Here is a 19,340-nt window from a genome sequence, read left to right on the forward strand (position 1 = left end):
TCGACGAGCTGGGCTTCGACGCCGCCTTCGACTACCACGACGGACCCATCACCGACCGGCTGGCCCACCTCGCGCCGGACGGCATCGACGTCTTCTTCGACAACGTCGCCGGCGACCAGTTCGAGGCCGCCCTGGCCCTGGCCGCCCCCAACGCCCGCTTCGTCCTCTGCGGCTCCCTATCAGGCCGCAACCCCACCCTCGACCTCGAACCCGCCGTCCTGCGCGACGTCACCATCCGCGGCTTCACCACCCCCTACGACCACGACCCCGCCTGGAACGAGCACTACAGCCAGTGGGTACGCGAAGGCCGCTTCGTCTTCCCCCACACCGTCATCGAAGGCGGCCTGCCCGCGGTCCCCGGCGCACTCATCGGCCAGCTGAACGGCAGGCACCGGGGAACCACCCTGGTCCGGCTCTGACCTCAGAGCCCTGAGGCGATCTTGAGAGTGATCACGCCGAGGATGATCGAGGCGAACGACAGCACCTTCGGCAGCGTGATCTTCTCCTTGTAGATCAGGGCGCCGAGGACGACGGTGCCGATCGAGCCGAGACCGGTCCAGATGGTGTAGCCGACGCCCACGTCCAGGGTCTTGAGCGCGAGGCTGAGGAAGTAGATGCCGCCGGCGGCGGCCACCAGGGTGAACAGCGACGGCCACAACTTGGTGAAGCCCTTGGTGGCGTTGGTGCCGAGGGCGAAGGCGATTTCGAAGACGACGGCGAGCGCGAGAAAGAACCAGGCCATGATGGGTGTGCTCCTTAAGGGGTCAGGCGGCGGTGAGCTTGTCGGACAACTTCAGCCCGAGGACGCCACCGATGATCAGGACGAAGGCGACCGCCTTCCAGACGTTCATGGACTCGCCGAAGATCAGCGTGCCGAGAACGACGGTGCCGGTGGCGCCGATGCCGGTCCACACGGTGTAGCCGACGCCGACGTCCAGGGACTTCAGGGCCAGGCTGAGGAAGAAGATGCCGCCCGCCGCGGCGACGATCGTCACGATGGAGGGCACCAGTTCGGTGAAGCCGTTGGTCGCGTTGGTGCCCAGCGCGAACACCACCTCGAAGACCGAGGCCACGAGCAGATAGATCCATGCCATGAGGAAACTCCTTGCACATACAAGCGACTGGATAGGAGTATGTATGTGCAAGCAAATGAAGTCAACCGGTGGCTTTGCGCGCCTGGAGCTTGGCCACCAGCGACCAATAGATCATCCTGGCCATCGCCACCGGGCCGTAGGAGACACCGTCGGCGTACGGGGCATCGCCGCGCAGAGTGGCGTCCGCGCCGCCGTCGACGTAGAGGATCTGGCCGGTCATGAACGTGTTCGCCGGGCCGATCGTCCAGGCCAGCGCCTCGGCCACGGCGTCGGCCGGGCCGGGGAAGCCGAGCGGCTGCGGCAGGGCCTCGGCCATGAGCTTGGCCTGGGCGGGGGTGGCGAGCATCGTCGTCCGCGCGCTCTCGGTGCCGACGATGCCGGGGGCGACGGCGTTGAGCGGGATGCCGGATCCGGCCCAGCCGGGGGCGGCGCGGCGTACCCATCGGTTGAGGGCGATCTTGGTGGAGCGGTAGAGCACGCCGCCCTTCCCCCGGGCGATCGCCCGCCGGGCCGCCGCGGCCGCGGCGTCCTCGTCGTCGCGCAGGCACGCGGCGACCACGTCACCGTCGCCCGCCGACAGCGACGACGCGGACGACACCACGACCGCGCGCGGCGCGCCCGACCGCGCGAGCAGCGGGCGCAGGCCGTTCAGGACGGCGAGCGTGCCGAAGTAGTTGACCCGGACGGTCGCCTCCGTGGGGGCGGCGATGCCCGCGACCAGCGCGAGGCCGTCGATGCCCGAGGGAGCCAGCCGCTGCACGTCCTGGACCAGCGCGGCCCTGCCGTCAGCGGCGCCGAGGTCGGCGCGGACGTCGGCGCCCGCCGCCACGCCGCAGCGGATCACCCTGGCTCCGCGGTCGGCCAGCAGGTCGGCGGTGAGCGCGCCGATGCCGGTGTCGGCGCCGGTGACCACGTAGGTGCGTGTCATCGTTTCGTCCTTTCACTGCACTTATGCATTTATGCACTAATGTAGCGAAAGGCGGTAGGATGTGCGGCATGCCGAAATCGACGGGGTTGCGCGATCGCAAGCGGCGGATGACGCGGGAGGCGATCGTGCTGGCCGCGACCGAGCTGTTCACCGGCCGGGGCTTCGCGCGGACCACCGTGGCCGATATCGCCGGCCGGGCCGGGGTGGCGCCGCGGACGTTCTTCCTGCACTTCGCCTCCAAGGAGGACGTGCTGTTCCACCACATCGAGCGGTACGTGGAGATCGCGGTCGCCCGCGTCTCCACGCTGCCCGCCGGGACGACGGCGTGGGAGGCGGTGCAGCGGGCGGTGGAGTCGCTGGTCGACGCCCTTGACGTGGCCGACACCAACATCGACGCGCTGGCGCCGGTCAGGGTGCTGGTGGCGCGGGAGTCGGGCGGGATGCCGCCGTCGCTGGCCGTACGCCTGCACGGGGTGCAGACGCGCATCCTCGACGCGATCGCCGGGCGCTATCCCGGTCTTGACATGCTGCGCTGCGCCGCCCACCTGGGTGCCTGCGTGGGCGCCGTGAGCGCCGTGGCCTCCCAGGACGCCGTCCCGTCGGCCCGCACCGACGCCATGCGCCAAGCCATAGCCCTGGCCGGCACCGGCTTCGCCACCCCCTGAAGCGCCCCACCTCCCGATCCCGGTGTCGATGAGGTTGACGCGGTAGCCGTTCCAGTCGCAGCTGACCGCGGCGGCGAAGATGGTGATGCCGCGGTCGCGTTCCTGGGGGTCGAAGTCGGTGACGGTGGTGCCGTGGTGGACGTCGCCACGTTTGCAGGTGGCGCCGGTGAGGTGCAGGATGCGTTCCGTGACGGTGGTCTTGCCGGCGTCGACGTGGGCGAGGATGCCGATGTTCCGCAGGTCGCGGGGGTTGGTGCGCACGGTCCGTGCCTTTCGGCGTGATCTTGGACAGGACGGCGCGATGGGCCGGGCGAGCGTGGGCGTCAGCCGGTGCCGATACGGGTACCGGGGCTCGTCAGGGCCTCTGCCGGTGGCGGGCGGCCGGAGACACCAGGATCACCTCGTGGCGGGCCCGGGGTACGAACGTGGCGTCGCGCACCGCCGTCCCCCTCGCTCATCGTGGTGATCTCTGTCTGCGGCGGGTGTAGGAAGGACTGAGGTGGGCGTGCCACTGGTCAAAGGCGGGCCTCGATGCCGTCGAGTATCACGTCCAGGCCGAGCGCGAACTGGCCGTCGAAGTCCTGGTTCTCCACGTCGGCCGAGGTCGCGAGCGTGGTGTGGGCGGTGCGCTCCAGGTGGCGCTGGAGCCCGGCCCTGATGTCGGCGTCGGCCTCCGGGGTACGGACCAGCGCCCACCAGGTGTTCTCGGCGGCGGTGAAGCCGCTGACGTAGAACGACAGCGCGCCGACTGCGGCGCTCAGGGCGGGGCCGCTCAGCCCGGCCCGCGCGAGCTCCGCGTGGAAGAGCTCGGCGCGGGCCAGGGCGTTGGGCCCGGCCAGCGGGCGGGTGGCGGTCAGGCCGGGCACCCAGGGATGGCGGCGCATGACGGCGCGGCTGCGCGCGAGCTGCCGGGCCAGCAGTTCGCGCCAGGGCAGGCTCTCTGGCCCGGGCAGGTCGATTTCACCGAACACCTCGTCCAGGGCCAGGTCGAGCACGTCCTCCCTGGTCCGCACGTACTCGTACAGCGACATCGTGCCCGCGCCCACGCGGGCGGCGAGCGCGCGCATGGAGAACCCGGCCAGGCCCTCGGCGTCCAGCAGCCCGACGGCGGCCGCGACGATGCGCTCGCGGGTCAGGCGCGGCTTGCGCGCGGGCTCTTCCTCCCGGAACCAGATGGACACTGTTCTCCCTTCCGTGCACTGTACGGAAAACCGTACAGCTAGCCTGCCGGGCATGAAGGACTACGCAATGCTGGCCCTGCTCCTCGACCGCCTGATTCACGGAACGGTCCTCATCTACCGGGGGCCCGAGGAGTGGCGGCGGGAGGCGGGCGCGCGTCCCGCGCCCGATCCGGGTGAGCTCGCCGGCCTGGCCGACCGGCTGCTGGATGGCGAGCCGTCCCCGTACATGGCGGCCCAGCTCAGGGCGATGCGCGCGGTCGCCCGCCATCTGGCCGGGGAGCGGCTGCCGCTCGCCGGGTTCGCGGGCGAGGTGCTGGGGGTGCGGCCCGGGTGGCGGCCGGAGGAGGAGTTCGCGCGGGCGCACGACCTGCTCGACCGCGCGCTGCCCAAGGGCCCCGGCACTCTGGCCGTACGGCTGGCGGCCTGGCAGGACGTCCACCGGCTGACCAGGATGGAGCTCCTGCCGGAGCTGGTGGCCGAGGCGGCGGCCGAGTGCCGGGCGCGGACGGAGGCCCTGGTCGGCCTGCCGGATTCGGACCGGCTCGACTGTCGGGTGGTGGGCGGGGTGCCGTACCACGCGGCCGGGCATCACGACGGCGGCTCCCGCTCGACGATCTACGTCAACGGCGACCTGCCGTTCAACGTCGCCGACCTGCTCTACGTCGTGGCCCACGAGGGCTACCCGGGGCACATCGCCGAGTCGCTGGTGATCTCCAGGACGGGCCTGCCCGAGCAGCGGGTGCGGTTCATGCTGTCGCCGTCGTTCCTGGTCAGCGAGGGTCTGGGGTTGTGCGCCCAGGAGATCGTCTTCCCGGGCGGCCAGGCGCGGGAGTGGCTGGACTCAGCCGTGCTGCCGCGGCTCGGCATCCGGCCGGACGGCGCCGACCTGGCCGCGATCCACACGTTCAGGAACGTCGTGTGGGGCGTGTGGGCGAACGCCGCGTTCCTGGCGGCGGAGGGCCGCCCGGACGGCGAGGTGGCGGCCTACCTGTCGCGCTGGGCGCTGCTGAGCGAGGAAGAGGCGGGCCTGGCGCTGGCCCACGTGCGGCCGTCGGTGCTGACGCCGTATCTGTTCGGCTACTCTGAAGGGTGGCGGGTGGTGAAGGAGCGCATCGGCACCCCCGATCAGATCCGCCATCTGCTGTCGGGACGCGCACTGCCGTGATGAATCTTTGTGACATTGGCCTCTCTGTCCGCCGAAGCACTGTCATATGGACAAAGTGCAGGTAGAAGGGTGTCTTTCGAGGTGGCGAACAGTGCCGGGACGGCTACGCATGGGTGCCTCGGCCCAGGGCACAACCAAATATCGACCGTCTGTTTACTTCGACCACACGCCCCATCTCTTCTACTAGGAAGGTAACGATTCGGCGCACGAGGAGGTCACAATGAATCCGAACGCGTTAGAGACCAAAGCGCAGCAACGCGGCTGGCAGGTTGTCAGCGAGTACGACGGGGACGGGCCGATGATGACGCTCGTCCGCGATGACTGGGAGATCTGGGTGGCGTTCTCCGGATCAGCTCCCGAAACAGCGACCCTCCGCAAGCCGGGCCGCACCGAGCCGAGAAAGCTCGGACTGCGTGAGATAGGCATGTGGGTACGGCGCGACCGCGGCCAGATGAGCCGCTTCGCCGTCGGTGACGAGGTCATCGTCGGCGGCAGACCGGGCACGGTCACCGACATCACGCTCGCCCGGAGTCCGGGCGACACCCCAGGACGGATCCGCCTGACCGTGGCCTACGACGACGGCGGCACCGGCACCCCGTTCAGCGACCAGGTGGAACGACCACGAGCCGGATTGGGCCGAAGATAGGCCCCGGGCAGGCACCCTCCCACCCCCCGGCCTGTCCGTCAACGCTGGGTTGACGGACGTTAAGCGTCAACCTATGGTTGACGCATGTGCACATGGGTCATGCGCGTCGCCGCCGCCCTGCTCCTTCTCGGCCTGGTGAGCGCCATGTTGTGGTGACGCCGCGAGCGTCCGTCCGCAGGCGCGTACCGTGTCATAGTCGTGCACGGCCAGCGCCACCGGCCCGGCGAACGAGATCACGACGACCAGCACGAGCAGGAACGGCTCCAGCCACCACCGCCGCAGCAACCGCGCCCGCGCGACCAGCAGCACCAGGAGCGCGACCGAGGCCGACGCGATCGAGACGGCCGGGAACACGACGATCCGCCCCAGGGCCCAGAACACACTGGACACGACCAGCGCGAACCGCTCACCGCCCAGGCAGTTGGCCCGCGCCCACCACGCCAGGCGGATCTCCAGCAGCGTCCCCGTCGTGGAGCACAGCACCGCGATGACCGCCGGGAAAGCGCAGCCCAAGGTCCAGCGCACCTCGCGGGGCTCCGGCCCGCGTCGTCGTGTCAGGGTCACGGCGCCAGCACATCAAGCCGGTGTGGGATGCTCCCGCAGGGTTTGTCGAGATCCTGTCGAGGTTCAGAGCACGGCCTGCGCCAGCGTGATCACCCCCGCCGCCACCAGGGCCGCCGCCCACATGCGGTCCACGTTGAACCACGCCCGGCGCAGGATGGTCAGGCCGGCGAGCTCGTACACGAGGACCGCCGTCACCGCCGCCGCCGCGAACATGGCCAGCGTGTGCAGACCGGCGGCGCCCAGGCCGCCGCTCATGGCGTGGCCGTGCTCGTGCATGCCGGAGAAGACGGGCAGCAGCATCAGCCCCGCCCCGTGCGCCGAGGACATGAGGAACGACCACCCGGCCAGCTGCGGCAGCGTCAGCCGCATCCCCGCCCACCGGAAGTGCCGGTCGGACAGCAGACGCCACAGGCCGAAGCCGACCAGCAGGACGCCGCCGCCGATCGCCAGCGCGCCGCCGGTGACCAGCGAGCCGGTGACGGCGACGACCACGGCCACCAGCGCCACCGACGCCAGGTGACCGGCGGCGATGGCGGGCAGGGAGGCCAGCAGGCGGCCGCGTGAGCGCTCCTGCAGGCCCCGGGCGACGGCGAACAGCCAGCCCATGGCCGGGTTGAGCCCGTGGAAGGCGCCGAGCAGCAGGATCGCCGCGACCGTCACGGGAAGCAGTAGGAGTCGGAGGAGGCGTCGCCGCCCTGGAGCTTGACCTGGTGGGGGCGCAGGCCGCGGAAGTCGGTGACGAACAGCCGCTCGTCGAAGGCGAACGCGTCGGTGTCGACCTTGGCCAGCCAGGAGCCGACGCCCTCGGGGTAGAACTGGTCGTCCCAGGCGCCGTACAGGGAGTTGGTGAGGTAGACGCGCTTGCCGTCGCGGCTGACCTCGACCATCTGCGGGCCGCCGCGCAACTCCAGGCCGGGGCGGGCCGGGTGCGGGGTACGGCCGGTGATGCCGCCGATGCGCAGCGAGCCGATCTCGACCGGGTTGAAGGGGTCGGCGACGTCGAACTGCTTGAGCTCGCCGGTGCCCCAGCAGGAGACATAGAGGCGCTGGTCGTCAACGGACAGGTCGATGTCGGTGACCAGCGGCGGCACCGCGCCGAACGGCTGCAGCAGCGGCGGCAGGTCCCCGGCCGCGGCGGGCTCGGCGGGGATCGTGATGACCTTGCGCACCGCGAACCGCTCGCCCTCGCGGTACCACAGCCAGACCGACGCCGACAGGTCCTCGACGCTGGTGACGACGCCGACGAAGCCGTACTGCTGGGTGGGGTCGTGGGCGGAGCGCAGCTCCAGCGGCATCTGGTACTGGTCGCCCAGGTCGATCTCCTGCAGGTGGCGGCCCTTGGGCAGGTCCCAGACGTGCAGCCGGTGGCCGTACTTGCGCCCGAGCAGCAGCTCGCCGACGAGCCCGTCCTCGATCATCGACGGCGTGCCCCACTCCGAGGTGATCAGCACGTCGTGGTTGAGGTGCCACCAGAAGTCGTAGGCGAGGTACTGCGGCCCGCGCTCGCTCTCCCACCGCCTGCGCACCTCGAAGGTCCGATGGTCCAGTACGGCGATGCCGCCCGGCCCGTCCTGCCCGTCTACCCCGCCGAGCGCGGAGACGTAGAGCCCGTCGGGCCCGCAGTGCACGGTGTGCGGTCGCGAGTACCCGGCCTTTTCGGCAAGCTCGTCCGCCTCGATGACCTTGACCAGTTCCGGGCTGATCCGGTCCTTGGTGTCGAAGATGTGGATCCGGGAGCTGCGTAACCCGGGGACGACGAGGTAGCGTCGTTCGGTGTGCGGGTGCGGGGCCGACGGGCACAGCGCGCTGCTGCAGGCGTTCCACCCGAAGTGGTGCAGCTCGTCGCCGGTGTTGGGCAGGTCCGTCCAGCCGACGAGCTCGCCGTAGGTGGCCGAGCCGGGGTCGGTGTCGAGGACGGCGATCGCGTCGGGCCGCTCGGCTTTGCGGTCGAAGGCGGCGACGTACGCGAGCTTCTCGGGTGGCCCCGCGGCAGCGTCGCGGGGCGAGGGATAGAAGGTGGGATCAGGGGTCCAGAGCGCCATACCTCCAGGATTCCGATATTTCCTACAAGGTCAATAGACTTGTTCGGCTCAAAGGCTCAAAGGCTCAGGTGAACGTGAGCGCCGGGTAGGCCAGCAGCATGACGGCCCCGAAACCGATCTTGAGCAGAGCGTCGGCGATGCCGAAGACCCGCATGGGCACCTGCTGGGCCCGTAGCCCGACGAAGGCGTTGACGATCAGCAGGAGGCCGAGCACCACGATGAGCGGCCCGTGCGCCAGCCCCATGGGCAGGAAGTGCACGCCCACGACGAGCAGGATGGACAGGATGAGCGTGCGCTCGCCCGCGTCCTTGTAGCGGGTCAGCACCAGGTAGATGAGCCCCATCTCGATCACGATGGCCCCGGCGAGGCCGGCGATGTGGATGAACGAGGGTTTGCCGAGCGAGGGCAGCAGCGCGCTCAGCCCGCTGGCGGTCAGGCCGGTGGCGAAACCGCCGATGACGAAGACCAGCCAGCGCGAACGGAAGATCCAGCTCAGCAGGAAGCCGAGGCCGAGAAACAGGAGGAAGAGCCCGCCACCGCGGATCAGCGGATAGGGGTGGGCCAGGAGGGTCTCGACGGTACTCATAGGACGTCAGCCTTCCATGCAGCAATGACCGCATTGACCACGTCTGCGAAGGTAGTGGGTGACCACCCCGCGATCGGCACCCGCAATCCAGCGAGGGAAGACTTCGCCCCGTCCCGCAACGACGCCGCGCTCGCCGCCCCCGCGAGGGCGAGCGGAAGCCGGCCCCGGACCACGAGCCTGTCGTGGTGCCGCGCGGGACGGGAAGCCCGGCGCATCCGGTGACCGGGTGGCCGCCGGCGGGGTGGAGCGGGAAAGGTGGCTTTGGTCATGCCGGCCAGTCGGCCGCGGGGACCCGGGCGGGCAGTTCCGGGTCGGCCGAATCGAGGGGGACCGCCGGCGAGCGCACCAGCCCGAACTGCACGCTCTGCCGCCGCAGCACCGCATCCAGGAACCAGTCGACGGCGGTCCTGATCCGGTTGGCCGGCATCGCCATCAGGTGGTAGCCCCGGGTGACGACCTTGGCCGGGAAACCGGTCAGCGGAACGCCGAGCGGCTGGGCCGCCGCCTGCATGCCGCCGAGGTCGACGACGAGGCCGAGGTCGTGGTGCTTGTAGGGGCGCGGCTTGCCGTACCCGAGCGAGGCCGCGACATTGCGGGCGACCGCCCTGCCCTGGCGCTCGGCGTGCTGGGCGGTCATCGCGCACAGCTCGCCGTCCCTGGTCAGATCCGGTACGGCCGCCGCGTCGCCACAGGCGAAGATCTCCGGGTGGCCGGGCACGGCCAGGTTCTCGTCCACGAGGATGCGCCCGCGTACCGTCTCCAGCCCGAGGTCGGAGGCGAGCGGGTCGGGCCGCACTCCGGCGCCCCACACGATGGTCCGCGTGGGCACGAACTCGCCGTCGGTGAGCAGCACGCCGTCGCGCGTCGCCTCCTGGACGGAGGTGCCCGTGCGCACCTCCACTCCCCTGCGCCGCAGCACCCGCCCGGCGCTCGCCGACAGCCGCGCCGACAGCTCGGGCAGCACGCGGGGCGCGAGGTCGAGCAGCAGCCAGCGCACCGGCTGGTCGCGCAGGCGCGGGTGGCGGCGGGTGAGCGACCGGGTCAGAAGCTGCCCGGTGGCGGCGACCTCGGTGCCGGTGTATCCGGCGCCGACCACCACGAACGTGCACCGGGCCGCGCGCTCGGCCGCGGACTCGGCCTCGGCGGCCAGTTCGATCTGCCTGATGACGTGGTCGCGCAGGTAGACGGCCTCGGGGATGCCGCGGAAGCCGTGGCTGTGCTCGGCCACTCCGGGGATGGGCAGGATCTTGTTGACGCCGCCCACGGCCAGCACGAGCCGGTCGTAGTCCAGTTCGCGGTGGACGTCCTCGGGGTCGCGGTAGCGCACCCGCCCGGCCCGCACGTCCACGTGGTCGACGGTGCCGAGCACGACGCGCACCCCGCGCAGCGAGGCGGTCAGCGGCACCGCGATGCGGCGCGGGTCCAGGACGCCGGCGGACACTTCGGGCAGCAGCGGCAGGTACAGCGAGTAGTCGGTCGGGTTGACCAGCACGATCTCGGTCTCGGCTCCGGCCTTGCGGGCCAGCGTACGGGCGGCGTGGAAGCCGGCGAACCCGGCTCCGACGATCACGATCCGCGATCGGTACATGCGGCTCCTCCTTATGAAACTGAGAGTTTCGAATCTAACGGTGTCGTATAGTGGCACAGTGCACGAACAAGCGCAACGGATGGGCCGCCCCCGCGAGGGCCGGGTCGACACCGCCATCGCCAAAGCCACGCTGGAACTGCTGGGCGAGGTCGGCTACGCGCGGCTGACCATGGACGAGGTCGCCGCCAGGGCCGGGATCAGCAAGGCCACGATCTACCGGCGGCACCCCTCCAAGCAGGAGATGGTCTTCGCCGTGGCCATCCACGGGGACCATCTGCCGATCCCCGACACCGGCACGCTCCGCGGCGACCTGGAACAGCTCGCGCGCACCATCGTCGGCCACCTCAGCGGCCCGGCCACCAAGGCGCTCATCGGCCTGCTCGGCGAGGTCGACACCGACCCCGGCCTGGCCGACCGCTTCGTGGCCGCCTTCATCGAGCCGGAGCGCCTGGGCAACGCCGCGATGCTCGAACAGGCCGTACGCAGGGGCGAGCTGGCGCGCCTGCCGGACATGGACCTGTTCCACGCGATGTTCGGCGGGACGGTGCTGGCCTGGATGCTGCTGGCCAGAAACGACCCCGAGGAGCTACCGGAACGACTGGCCACCGCGGCTCTCGCCGTCCTGCGCGACGCCGAACTGCGCGCGGATGGTACCTGAGGGCTAGGCGAAGATCCACTCCCCGGCGGGACGCTTACGACCTGGGGCGATCCCTAAGTTTTCGGGCATGCCCAACATCAGCCGGCTGCTGCTGCGCGCACTGGTCGCCGCGGCGGTGGCCGTACCGATCTCGGGGGCGGCGGGCTCGTCGGCGGTGCCCGCCCCGGTCCCCGCCGTCCAGCCGCCGCTGTCCTCGGCCGATCCCGCCGTCCTCGCCGGCCGGTACGCGGCGAACCGTACCTCGGTCCTGGCGGCCGAGCGGTCGGCGGCCGCGGCTGGGCACCCCTCCCGGGCCGCGGCGCTGCGGGCGATGGCGGGCCGGGACCGTACGTTCCTGTCCTTTGACGGCCGCGACGGCGGCCGGACGGCCGAGGTCTTCGGCGACCTGTCGCGGGCCGCGACGATCGCCGTGCTGGTCCCCGGCTCCGACACCGACCTCGACTCCTACGGCCGCCTCTACGGCGGCGCCACCCGCCTGGCCGCCCAGCTCGGCGAAGGCGGGGCGGTCGTCGCCTGGGTGGGTTACCGCACGCCCGCCACCGTGAGCGCGCAGGTGCTGACCACCGCCCTGGCCGACGAGGCGGCGCCCGGCCTGCGCGCGTTCGTGCGCGAGCTGCGCGCCGCCAAACCGGGCGCGCGGATCTCGCTCGTGTGCCACTCCTACGGCGCCGTCGTCTGCGGCAGCGCCGCGCCCGGCCTGCCCGTCGAGGAGATCGTCCTGTACGGCAGCCCCGGCACCGGCGCGGACACCGCCGCCGCCCTGCGTACCACCGCCGGCGTCTGGGCCGGGCGCGGCGCCCGCGACTGGATCTCCGGCGTGCCGCACACCCGCCTCACGCTGCCCTTCGCCACCCTCGGCCTGGGCGCCGACCCGGTCTCGCCCGGCTTCGGCGCCCGGATCTTCCCCGCGGGCGCGGCCGCCCACAGCGACTACCTGAACGCCGGCACGCCCTCGCTGCGCGCCATCTCCGCGATCGTGTCCGGCCATGGCGTCTGAGCCGACGCTGTCCGGGCGCATCGGCGCGGCCACCCCGCCCGGCCGCGACCGCGCCGTGGACGGGCTGCGCGCCCTGGCCATCCTCGGTGTCGTGCTGGGCCACTGGCTGGTGACCGCGCTGGTCGCCGACAGCGGCTCGGTCCGGGTGACCAGCCCGCTCAAGGCCGTGCCCGAACTGGCGCCGATCTCCTGGGTGTTCCAGACGCTCGCACTGTTCTTCCTGGTCGGCGGCATGACCGCGGCCAAGTCCTACGCCTCGGCCACTAACTACGGTCCGTGGATCCGCGCGCGCCTGGCCCGGCTGAGCCGTCCCGTCGTGCCGGTGCTGCTGGTGTGGTGCGTGGCGGCGGGCGGGATGCTCGTGGCCGGGGCCGAGCTCGAGACGGTGACCGCGCTGGTGCGGCTGGTGGTCTCGCCGCTGTGGTTCCTGCTGGTGTTCGCGGCGCTGACGGCGGCCACGCCACTGGCCGTCCGCCTGCACCCGGTGTGGCCGCTGGCCGTCGTCGCGACGGTCGACCTGCTCCGGTACGGCCTGGCGGCCCCGGACTGGCTCGGCTGGGTCAACCTGGCAGCGGGCTGGCTGGTGCCGTACACGCTGGGCGCGGCCTGGACCCGCGGCACACTGGGCGGAACCGGAACGCGCGGCGGGCTGGGCGGCCGGGGTGCCGGGTGGGTTCTGCTGGTGGGTGGCGGGGTGAGTGCCGCGGCGCTGGTCGTCTGGGCCGGGTATCCGGCGTCCATGGTGGGCGTGCCGGGCGCGGCGATCTCCAACCTGAACCCGCCCACCCTCGCCGCGGTCGCCTTCGGCCTGGCCCAGTGCGGGGCGGCGCTGCTCGCCCACGGTCCGCTGACGCGGGCGCTGCGCCGGCCCGCGGCGTGGGCGGCGGTGGCGCTGGCGAACCTGTCGGCGATGACGGTGTTCCTCTGGCACCAGACGGCCATGATCGCGGTCACCGCGCTGGGCCTGGCGGCGGCGGGGCCCCTGCCGGGACTGCACACCGCGCCGGTCGAATCGGACTGGGTGGTGGCCCGTGTGGCCTGGTTGCCGGTGTTCGCGGCGGCGCTTCTGGTGTGCGTGGCGGCCTTCCGCTCCGCCGAACTGCGCCGGGCATAACACGGTGATAGGGGCAATCTGGCGGGGCCCCCTGGAGAGCATGAGCCGCTTACCGTGACAGCACCCCCCACTTTGAGGAGGATCCATGTCACGAATCCTTCGGCTGTCCTTGTCCCTCGTCCTCTCCCTCACCTTCCTGCTGCTCAGCTCGCCCGCGCAGGGCTCCGTGGTGCGCGTGCTGCGCTACGACGCCAGCCGGGCGCAGGAGTTCCGGGCCACGGTGGACCAGGCGGCGCAGATCTGGAACAGCCACGTCGTCAACGTCCGTCTCGTCCCCGGCACCCCCGCGCAGATCACCGTCCTGGCCGACAACGGCTGGCCCCGGGCGCTGCCGACCAGCCTGGGCCGCGGCACCATCTGGATGGGCCGGCAGGCCACCGCGCAGGGTCACAACGCGCTGCGCATCGCCACCCACGAGATCGGCCACATCCTGGGCCTGCCCGACCGCCGCACCGGCCGCTGCACGGACCTGATGTCGGGTTCGAGCGCGGGCACGAGCTGCACCAACCCCAACCCGAACGCGGCGGAACGGGCCGAGGTGGACCGGAACTTCGCCGGCGGCACCCCGGCCGTGGAGTTCGGCAAGGTTCACGTCAACCGCTGAGTTCCCTCAGAGGGCGGCGGCCAGCCAAGGCCGGATGAGGGGCACGACCGCGGACGCCTGCATGGCGCTCATGTGGTCGAGCCCGTCGAGCAGGCGCACGTCCCAGCCGTGCGCCTCCATCTCCGCCCGCCGCTGCTTGAACGGCCCGGCGATGTCGACGACCGTGTCGCCCCACGCCGGGCCGTACTCGATCACGTCGCCGGATCCGGCGAAGGCCAGCCGGGGGCAGGTCACCCGCTCCTGGACGGCGGCGTCGTCGAAGCCCTTCAACGCCTGGTAGAGCGTGGCGAACTGCCGGGTCTGCGCGGGCGACATCGTCACCGTGGCGCTCGACCAGTCCCCCGGCTCGGCGGGTTCGGCGGGTCCGGCAGGCTCGGCGGGCTGGGCGGGCGCCTCCAGCGCCATCTGGTACGTGGCCATGGTCACGGCCAGCATCGCCTCGTACGGCCCGCCGAGCGGCGGATATCCGCCCATGACCAGCGCGGAGAGCCGGTCGGTGCGGATGGCGAGCTGCAACCCGGTCAGCGCCAGCCAGGAGTACCCGTAGTAGGCGAAGGTCCCGGCGCCCGCCGCGTCGGCGACGGCGAGCATGTCGCGGGCGAGGTTGTCCGGCGTGAGCGTCTCGGGCTTGGGCCGGCTCAGCACGTGCCCCTCGTAGTCGAAGACGATGACGCGCAGGCCCTCGCTCAGCCCTTGGACGAGGTGGTGGCCGAGCGAGAGGTCGGCGCCCCACTTGGCGGCCTCCTCGGCCTTGGCGGCGTCCTGCGCGGGGTGCGGGTTGGCCGGCAGCAGCAGGGCGGGCCCGTCTCCGTGGATCTCGAACTCGATGGTCTGCCCGTCGTGGAGGGTCGCGTTCGGCATGGGATGCCCCCTTATCTCTTTACGGCATAAGCGATTATCTGCGACCACGATACCTTAGGCCGTAAGGAGTTGTCTCATCCCGCCCCGAACGACTGGAACGACCAGCCCGTCGCCACCGCCACCGGGTCACCCGCGCACTCGCGGCGGGCGGCCGTCAGCGCGGCGGGCAGCGCCGCCCCGGCGCGCAGCTCCCGGTGCAGGCTGACCATCAGCGGCACCGCGGCCGCGTCGTTGACCGGGACGACGCTGGCCACCACCCCGGCCGTCCCCAGCTCCACCAGGCAGGCCACCAGGCCGAGCAGTTCGTCGGCGCCCGCCGCGGCGCCCCGCCCCGACTCGCAGCTCGACAGCACCACCTGCCGCGGCGGGCGGCGCAGGCGCTCCAGGTCGTAGACCGTCAGCGGCCCGTCGTCCACGCGCAGCGCCGAGAACAGCGGGCTGTCGGCGCGGAAGGTCCCGTGCGCGGCGATGTGCGCGAGCCGCCGTCCCTCCATCGCCGCCAGAATCCTCGGTACGGTCGCCGTCCCGTCCTCCAGCACGACCGGGTCGGCGTGCCCGGCGGCGATCTTCGGTACCTCGGCGCCCTTCGAGGCCAGGCCGGGCCCGCGTACCAGCACCACGCCCGCGCCGTCCGCGCCCGGCTCGCGGGCGCGCAGCCAGGAGGCGGCCGACGGCGCCACGCTCACCACGCGCTCGTGCAACGACGGCAGCATGCTCCACGGCACCCCGTGCAGGCGGCCGGGCGGCACGATCACCACGTCACGGTCGCCGAGCGCCCGCCCGGCCGCGCCGAGCAGCAGCCGTTCCAGCTCGGCTCCCGCGCTCTCCAGCTGGTTCAGCAGCGCCGCGGGGGCGAGCGTGGAGCGGCCGTGGGCCAGGCGCGACAGCGCGAACCTGGCCAGGTGCAGTTGCCGCGCCGCCTGCTCCAGCGGGCCCGCGGGCAGCCGCCTGACCCGGCCGCCGCCGCACAGCAGGACGTGCAGGCCGCCGTCGACCTCGACGAGTTCGAGCAGCAGGTCCCCGCCCAGCGCCGCCAGCAGCCTGCCGGGGTCGAAGGGCGGGCAGGCGATCCGGTCGCCGCGGGCGCGCAGCGCTCTGGCCCGTGCCGCGCGCTCCAGCCGTACCTGCTCGGCCTGGAGGAGCGCGGTCGGCAGGCCGCGGGCGTGCGCGTCGGCCAGCCGTCCGGCGACCGCGCGGATCGCGGCGAGGTCGGCCTGCAGGTCGGGGTCGTCGGGCGGGCGGGCCGGCGGGACGGCCAGCGCGCCGGCCCGCCACCGCTCGCTCCACGTCAGCAACATCCTCGGCCGCCCCGCGCGCAAGGCGTGGCGCTGGCCGAGCGCGGCCAGTTCGGCGCCCTGCGCGGTGGCCTGGGCGCGCAGTTCCGAGGAGCCGAGCGTGCCGCGGTGCTCGTCGATGACGGCGAGGCCGCGGCCGCAGGCGTGCAGGAGCGCCCGCGCGTCGCCTTCGAGCCGCGCGAGCAGGGCGTGGGCGAGCCAGCCCGTGGTCCGTGCCTGCGCGGGGCCGCCCCGCCGCGCCCGCGCCGCCGCCGTGAGGTGCTCGCGCGCCACCCGGGTACGGCCCAGCGCGAGCGCGATCCGGCCGGCCAGCAGGTGGCCGAGCGGCAGGTGCGGTGAGGAGAGCGCGGCCAGTTCGCGCACGCACGCCCCGGCCGCCCGCAGCAGCGCGCCGGTCGGCGACCCGGCGGCGAACTCGGCCCGCACCATCACCAGCCGCGCGTGCGCCCGCCACCACCGTCGGCGCTGCCGGTCGAAGAGCCGGGCGGCGCCTTCGGCACGTTCCAGCGCGGCGGCGGGGCGGCCGGCCGCGAGGGCGCAGTCGGCCGCGGTCAGCATGAGCTCGGCCTGTTTGGAGCGCTGCCCGCGCGTCCCGAGCAGCCGCTCGATGGCCTCGTCCGCCTCTGCCAGCGCCTCCTCTGGCAGCCCGGCGGTCAGCAGGGCGGCGCAGCGGTGCAGGCTCAGGTTGGCGTCGGCCGCGCCGAGCCGGTCGTAGTGGCGGGCGGCGGCGTCGAAGTGGCCGAGCGCGGCGGGCAGGTCGCCGACGCGCAGCGCCAGCACGCCGTGGTTGGCGGTGGCGTCGGCCGACTCCAGCTCCTGCCCCGTCTGGACGAACAGCTCCCCGGCCCGGCCGAGATCGGCGGCGGCGCGGGCCAGCGCACCCAGCGCGAGGTGGCAGAAGGCCCGCTCGGTGCGGGCGCGGGCCTCCCACAGCAGGTCACCGGCCACGCGCAGGACGGAGATGGCGGCGTTCAGGTCGGCCAGCGCGGCGCGGTGGCGGCCCAATACGAGCAGCACGCCGCCGCGCCTGAGCAGGATGCGGCCGTGGGTCAGGCCGGTGGACAGCTCCACGGCGGTGTTGAGCGCGGTGCGGCCGGAGGCGGTGCGCCCGGCGAAGACGAGCGCGACGCCGAGCGTGGCCAGGACGTCGGCCTCCCGCTCGGCCGAGCGGGACTTCCTGGCCAGCCGCCGGGCCGCGCGCAGCTCCCGTACCGCCTGCTCGATGTCGCCGAACTCACGCAGCACGATGCCGATGGCCTGCCGGGCGAGCGAGGCGGCGTACGGGCCTGGATCGTCGGCCAGCAGCCGGCGGGCACGTTCCAGCGCCTCGTTGGGGCGCGACAGCGCGAGGGGGAGCAGGTCGGCCGCCATGAGTCCGACAATGCGCGCCGGCCGTAGCGCCCGCAAGCCCTACGGCGATGTACTGGCTATGGATGCGGTCTTCGAGGCGCAGTTCCGAGCCATCCAGCGCAGGATGGCGGCAAGGGGGGTCACCGCCGAGGTGGCGTGGACTCCCGACGGGCAGGTCGACTACGTGTACGAGGCCGATCGCCTGCTGGTGATCGACGAGGGCAGGAACGTGGGCCGGGTCAGGGAGTTGCTGCCCGGCGCCGAGGTCGTTCCCGAGGAACGGCAGCGGCCGGAAGGAGAGGAACGCCAGCCCGGCAACACCACGATGCTGGTGTCGATCGAGAACCTGGACGACGGCCGGCGTACCGTGCCGGAGGCGCTCGACCTGCTGGAGGAGCGGGACGGCTCGGCCCGTGCCGCGGACGGGCCGCCGCTGGCCTCGCCCAACCACGTGCTGCACATCACCCGGCTGTGCCCCGCGGTCGAGCCCGAGGTGCCGGGCGGGATGCCCGCGCAGCCGTGGCCGCCCCAGCGGGCCCCGGCGGAGAAGGCGCGGCGAATCCTGATCGGGATCGTGGACACCGGCATTCTCGAAGACCTCCCGCACCCCTGGCTGGCGGGGGTGCGCGGCGACGTCGAGCGGATCGGGCCGATCCTGCCCTCGGGGCTGGCGCACATCGAGCAGTTCCAGGGCCATGGGACCTTCGCCGCCGGGGTCGCGCGCTGCACGGCGCCGGACGCGGAGGTGTACGTCGCCGACCACTTCGCCGAGTCGGGGGCGGAGCGGGAGAACGTGATCATCAACAAGATCATCCGGCTGATCAGGGACCTGCGCCCGCAGGTCGTCAACCTGTCCGCGGGCACCTACACCCGCAACCGCTGGGACTCGCTCGGCTTCTCCCTGTTCCCCGACCTCTTCCCGGACGTGCTGCTCGTGGCCGCGGCCGGCAACGACGGCACCTGCCGCCCCTTCTACCCCGCCGCCTTCCCGTGGGCGCTGGCCGTCGGCGCGCTCGGCCCCGACCAGGTCCACCGCGCCTGGTTCAGCAACCACGGCCCGTGGGTGGACGTGTACACGCTCGGCGAAGGCCTGGTCAACGCCTACGCCACCGGCACCTACACCTACCGCGAGCCGCCCCGGCGCCCCGCCAGGCAGAACTTCGCCGGCATGGCCCGCTGGGACGGCACCTCCTTCTCCGCACCGCTGGTCGCCGGGATCGCCGCCGCCCACCTGGCTACGCACGGCGGCGGTCCCGAGGACGCCAGGCGGGCGGTGCTGGACGCCACCCGGCACGAGCGGGGTATCGGGGCCGTTCTGCGGCTCTGACGTATCAGGGCGCCGCCGCCTGCCTCTGTAAGGAGTGAGAACGACTGTGACGGAGGCCGGCATGATGCGCTTTCCCGGCGGCGCCCGCCGTATGAAAATGGCGTGATGCGCGATGATCCAGCGGTTGTGTCCCTTGTCCGGCGCGCACACGCCGGCGACAAGGACGCGTGGGACGAGATCGTGGAGCGCTACGCTCCGCTGGTGTGGGCGACCTGCCGGGCCTTCCGCCTCAGCCGGGACGAGGCAGACGACGTGGCCCAGACCGTGTGGCTGGCGCTGCTGGACCACCGGCTGCGCGAGCCGGCGGCGCTGCCGGGCTGGCTGGCCACGGTGACGCGGCGCGAGTGCGGCCGGCGCAGCGCCTCCGCCGCCTGGCAGCGCACGCACTTGAAGCCGTGGGCCGACCACGACGCGCCCGCCGACGACGAGCCGGTCGACCGCGAACTGCTGGAGGCCGAGCGCAACACCGCCCTCTACGCGGGTTTCCGCCAGCTGGGCGAGCGGTGCAGGGCTCTGCTGTCCTTGCTGGTACGGCTGCCGCCGGCGCCGTACGAGGAGATCAGCGCGACGCTCGGCATCCCCGTGGGCTCGATCGGCCCCACGCGCGGACGCTGCCTGGCGGAGCTGCGGCGGCGCCCGGAGGTCGCGGCGCTGATCCGCTCGGAGGGAGGCTGA

General features: G+C 72.8%; 21 protein-coding genes and 1 pseudogene. 10 read left to right on the forward strand and 12 right to left on the reverse strand.

The annotated features are described in order from the left end of the window. Window positions 1-419: zinc-binding dehydrogenase (locus tag ACFWY5_RS05295; protein WP_379630600.1), on the forward strand; the 419-nt coding region annotated here is incomplete at its 5' end. 2 nt (window positions 420-421) lie between these two features. On the opposite strand, the gene ACFWY5_RS05300 is transcribed toward ACFWY5_RS05295, so the two are convergent. The 3 genes from ACFWY5_RS05300 to ACFWY5_RS05310 form a co-directional block, all read right to left on the reverse strand. Continuing rightward, window positions 422-742: a DMT family transporter gene (locus ACFWY5_RS05300; RefSeq protein ID WP_379630601.1), complete on the reverse strand. Its 321-nt coding sequence runs from the start codon at window positions 740-742 to the stop codon at window positions 422-424. A gap of 22 nt (window positions 743-764) precedes the next feature. Beyond that, complete coding sequence (locus ACFWY5_RS05305; protein WP_379612803.1) at window positions 765-1,094, reverse strand: DMT family transporter; 330 nt, start codon at window positions 1,092-1,094, stop codon at window positions 765-767. A gap of 61 nt (window positions 1,095-1,155) precedes the next feature. Then, the gene (locus ACFWY5_RS05310; protein ID WP_379630602.1) at window positions 1,156-2,022 is read right to left on the reverse strand and encodes an SDR family oxidoreductase; all 867 of its coding nucleotides are present in this window, start codon (window positions 2,020-2,022) and stop codon (window positions 1,156-1,158) included. Between the two features lie 68 nt (window positions 2,023-2,090). On the opposite strand from ACFWY5_RS05310, the gene ACFWY5_RS05315 reads away from it, so the two are divergent. Next, window positions 2,091-2,687 carry a TetR/AcrR family transcriptional regulator gene (locus tag ACFWY5_RS05315; protein ID WP_379630603.1) on the forward strand — a complete coding sequence of 199 codons (597 nt, stop codon included), beginning with the start codon at window positions 2,091-2,093 and terminating at the stop codon, window positions 2,685-2,687. Window positions 2,688-2,768: 81 nt separating this feature from the next. Here the strand turns inward: ACFWY5_RS05315 and ACFWY5_RS05320 are convergent. Both ACFWY5_RS05320 and ACFWY5_RS05325 read right to left on the reverse strand, forming a co-directional pair. Next, window positions 2,769-2,948 (reverse strand): annotated as a pseudogene (locus tag ACFWY5_RS05320) (GTP-binding protein); the annotation flags it as partial. Window positions 2,949-3,202: 254 nt separating this feature from the next. Beyond that, entirely contained in the window at window positions 3,203-3,868 is a 666-nt protein-coding gene (locus ACFWY5_RS05325; protein WP_379630604.1) for a TetR/AcrR family transcriptional regulator, read from the reverse strand. Between the two features lie 52 nt (window positions 3,869-3,920). Here ACFWY5_RS05325 and ACFWY5_RS05330 point away from each other — a divergent pair, with 52 nt between their 5' ends. Next, window positions 3,921-5,033, forward strand: coding sequence for a hypothetical protein (locus tag ACFWY5_RS05330; protein ID WP_379630605.1), 1,113 nt, complete (start codon window positions 3,921-3,923; stop codon window positions 5,031-5,033). Window positions 5,034-5,253: 220 nt separating this feature from the next. Continuing rightward, entirely contained in the window at window positions 5,254-5,679 is a 426-nt protein-coding gene (locus tag ACFWY5_RS05335) for a hypothetical protein (RefSeq protein WP_379612809.1), read from the forward strand. Between the two features lie 66 nt (window positions 5,680-5,745). On the opposite strand, the gene ACFWY5_RS05340 is transcribed toward ACFWY5_RS05335, so the two are convergent. The 5 genes from ACFWY5_RS05340 to ACFWY5_RS05360 form a co-directional block, all read right to left on the reverse strand. Next, window positions 5,746-6,243, reverse strand: coding sequence for a hypothetical protein (locus ACFWY5_RS05340; RefSeq protein ID WP_379630606.1), 498 nt, complete (start codon window positions 6,241-6,243; stop codon window positions 5,746-5,748). Between the two features lie 63 nt (window positions 6,244-6,306). After that, window positions 6,307-6,903: a hypothetical protein gene (locus ACFWY5_RS05345; protein WP_379612811.1), complete on the reverse strand. Its 597-nt coding sequence runs from the start codon at window positions 6,901-6,903 to the stop codon at window positions 6,307-6,309. Beyond that, on the reverse strand, window positions 6,900-8,285 hold the full coding sequence (locus ACFWY5_RS05350; RefSeq protein ID WP_379630607.1) for a selenium-binding protein SBP56-related protein: 1,386 nt from the start codon (window positions 8,283-8,285) through the stop codon (window positions 6,900-6,902). Before ACFWY5_RS05350 ends, ACFWY5_RS05345 begins: the two co-directional genes overlap by 4 nt. A 64-nt stretch (window positions 8,286-8,349) precedes the next feature. Next, entirely contained in the window at window positions 8,350-8,871 is a 522-nt protein-coding gene (locus ACFWY5_RS05355) for a DUF6609 family protein (protein ID WP_379612813.1), read from the reverse strand. Between the two features lie 265 nt (window positions 8,872-9,136). After that, on the reverse strand, window positions 9,137-10,459 hold the full coding sequence (locus tag ACFWY5_RS05360) for an NAD(P)/FAD-dependent oxidoreductase (RefSeq protein ID WP_379630608.1): 1,323 nt from the start codon (window positions 10,457-10,459) through the stop codon (window positions 9,137-9,139). A gap of 58 nt (window positions 10,460-10,517) precedes the next feature. Here ACFWY5_RS05360 and ACFWY5_RS05365 point away from each other — a divergent pair, with 58 nt between their 5' ends. The 4 genes from ACFWY5_RS05365 to ACFWY5_RS05380 all read left to right on the forward strand — a co-directional run bounded on the left by ACFWY5_RS05365 (window position 10,518) and on the right by ACFWY5_RS05380 (window position 13,832). Beyond that, window positions 10,518-11,117 carry a TetR/AcrR family transcriptional regulator gene (locus ACFWY5_RS05365; RefSeq protein ID WP_379612815.1) on the forward strand — a complete coding sequence of 200 codons (600 nt, stop codon included), beginning with the start codon at window positions 10,518-10,520 and terminating at the stop codon, window positions 11,115-11,117. A gap of 67 nt (window positions 11,118-11,184) precedes the next feature. Continuing rightward, window positions 11,185-12,114, forward strand: coding sequence for an alpha/beta hydrolase (locus ACFWY5_RS05370; protein WP_379630609.1), 930 nt, complete (start codon window positions 11,185-11,187; stop codon window positions 12,112-12,114). Then, window positions 12,104-13,228, forward strand: coding sequence for an acyltransferase (locus tag ACFWY5_RS05375; protein WP_379630610.1), 1,125 nt, complete (start codon window positions 12,104-12,106; stop codon window positions 13,226-13,228). Before ACFWY5_RS05370 ends, ACFWY5_RS05375 begins: the two co-directional genes overlap by 11 nt. Before the next feature lie 85 nt (window positions 13,229-13,313). Further along, complete coding sequence (locus ACFWY5_RS05380) at window positions 13,314-13,832, forward strand: snapalysin family zinc-dependent metalloprotease (RefSeq protein ID WP_379612818.1); 519 nt, start codon at window positions 13,314-13,316, stop codon at window positions 13,830-13,832. Window positions 13,833-13,838: 6 nt separating this feature from the next. Here ACFWY5_RS05380 and ACFWY5_RS05385 read toward each other — a convergent pair whose 3' ends face one another. Continuing rightward, window positions 13,839-14,693 carry an alpha/beta fold hydrolase gene (locus tag ACFWY5_RS05385; RefSeq protein ID WP_379630611.1) on the reverse strand — a complete coding sequence of 285 codons (855 nt, stop codon included), beginning with the start codon at window positions 14,691-14,693 and terminating at the stop codon, window positions 13,839-13,841. 74 nt (window positions 14,694-14,767) lie between these two features. Further along, entirely contained in the window at window positions 14,768-17,359 is a 2,592-nt protein-coding gene (locus tag ACFWY5_RS05390; RefSeq protein ID WP_379630612.1) for a CHAT domain-containing protein, read from the reverse strand. On the opposite strand from ACFWY5_RS05390, the gene ACFWY5_RS05395 reads away from it, so the two are divergent. Together ACFWY5_RS05395 and ACFWY5_RS05400 are read left to right on the forward strand one after the other, a co-directional pair. Further along, window positions 17,358-18,665, forward strand: a complete 1,308-nt coding sequence (locus ACFWY5_RS05395) for a S8/S53 family peptidase (RefSeq protein WP_379630613.1) — start codon at window positions 17,358-17,360, stop codon at window positions 18,663-18,665. The two genes, ACFWY5_RS05390 and ACFWY5_RS05395, sit on opposite strands and share 2 nt — an antisense overlap. Window positions 18,666-18,791: 126 nt before the next feature. Next, window positions 18,792-19,340, forward strand: coding sequence for an RNA polymerase sigma factor (locus ACFWY5_RS05400; RefSeq protein ID WP_379612822.1), 549 nt, complete (start codon window positions 18,792-18,794; stop codon window positions 19,338-19,340).

This window comes from Nonomuraea sp. NPDC059007 (genome assembly GCF_042740555.1).
In the GTDB taxonomy this organism is placed as follows: domain Bacteria; phylum Actinomycetota; class Actinomycetes; order Streptosporangiales; family Streptosporangiaceae; genus Nonomuraea.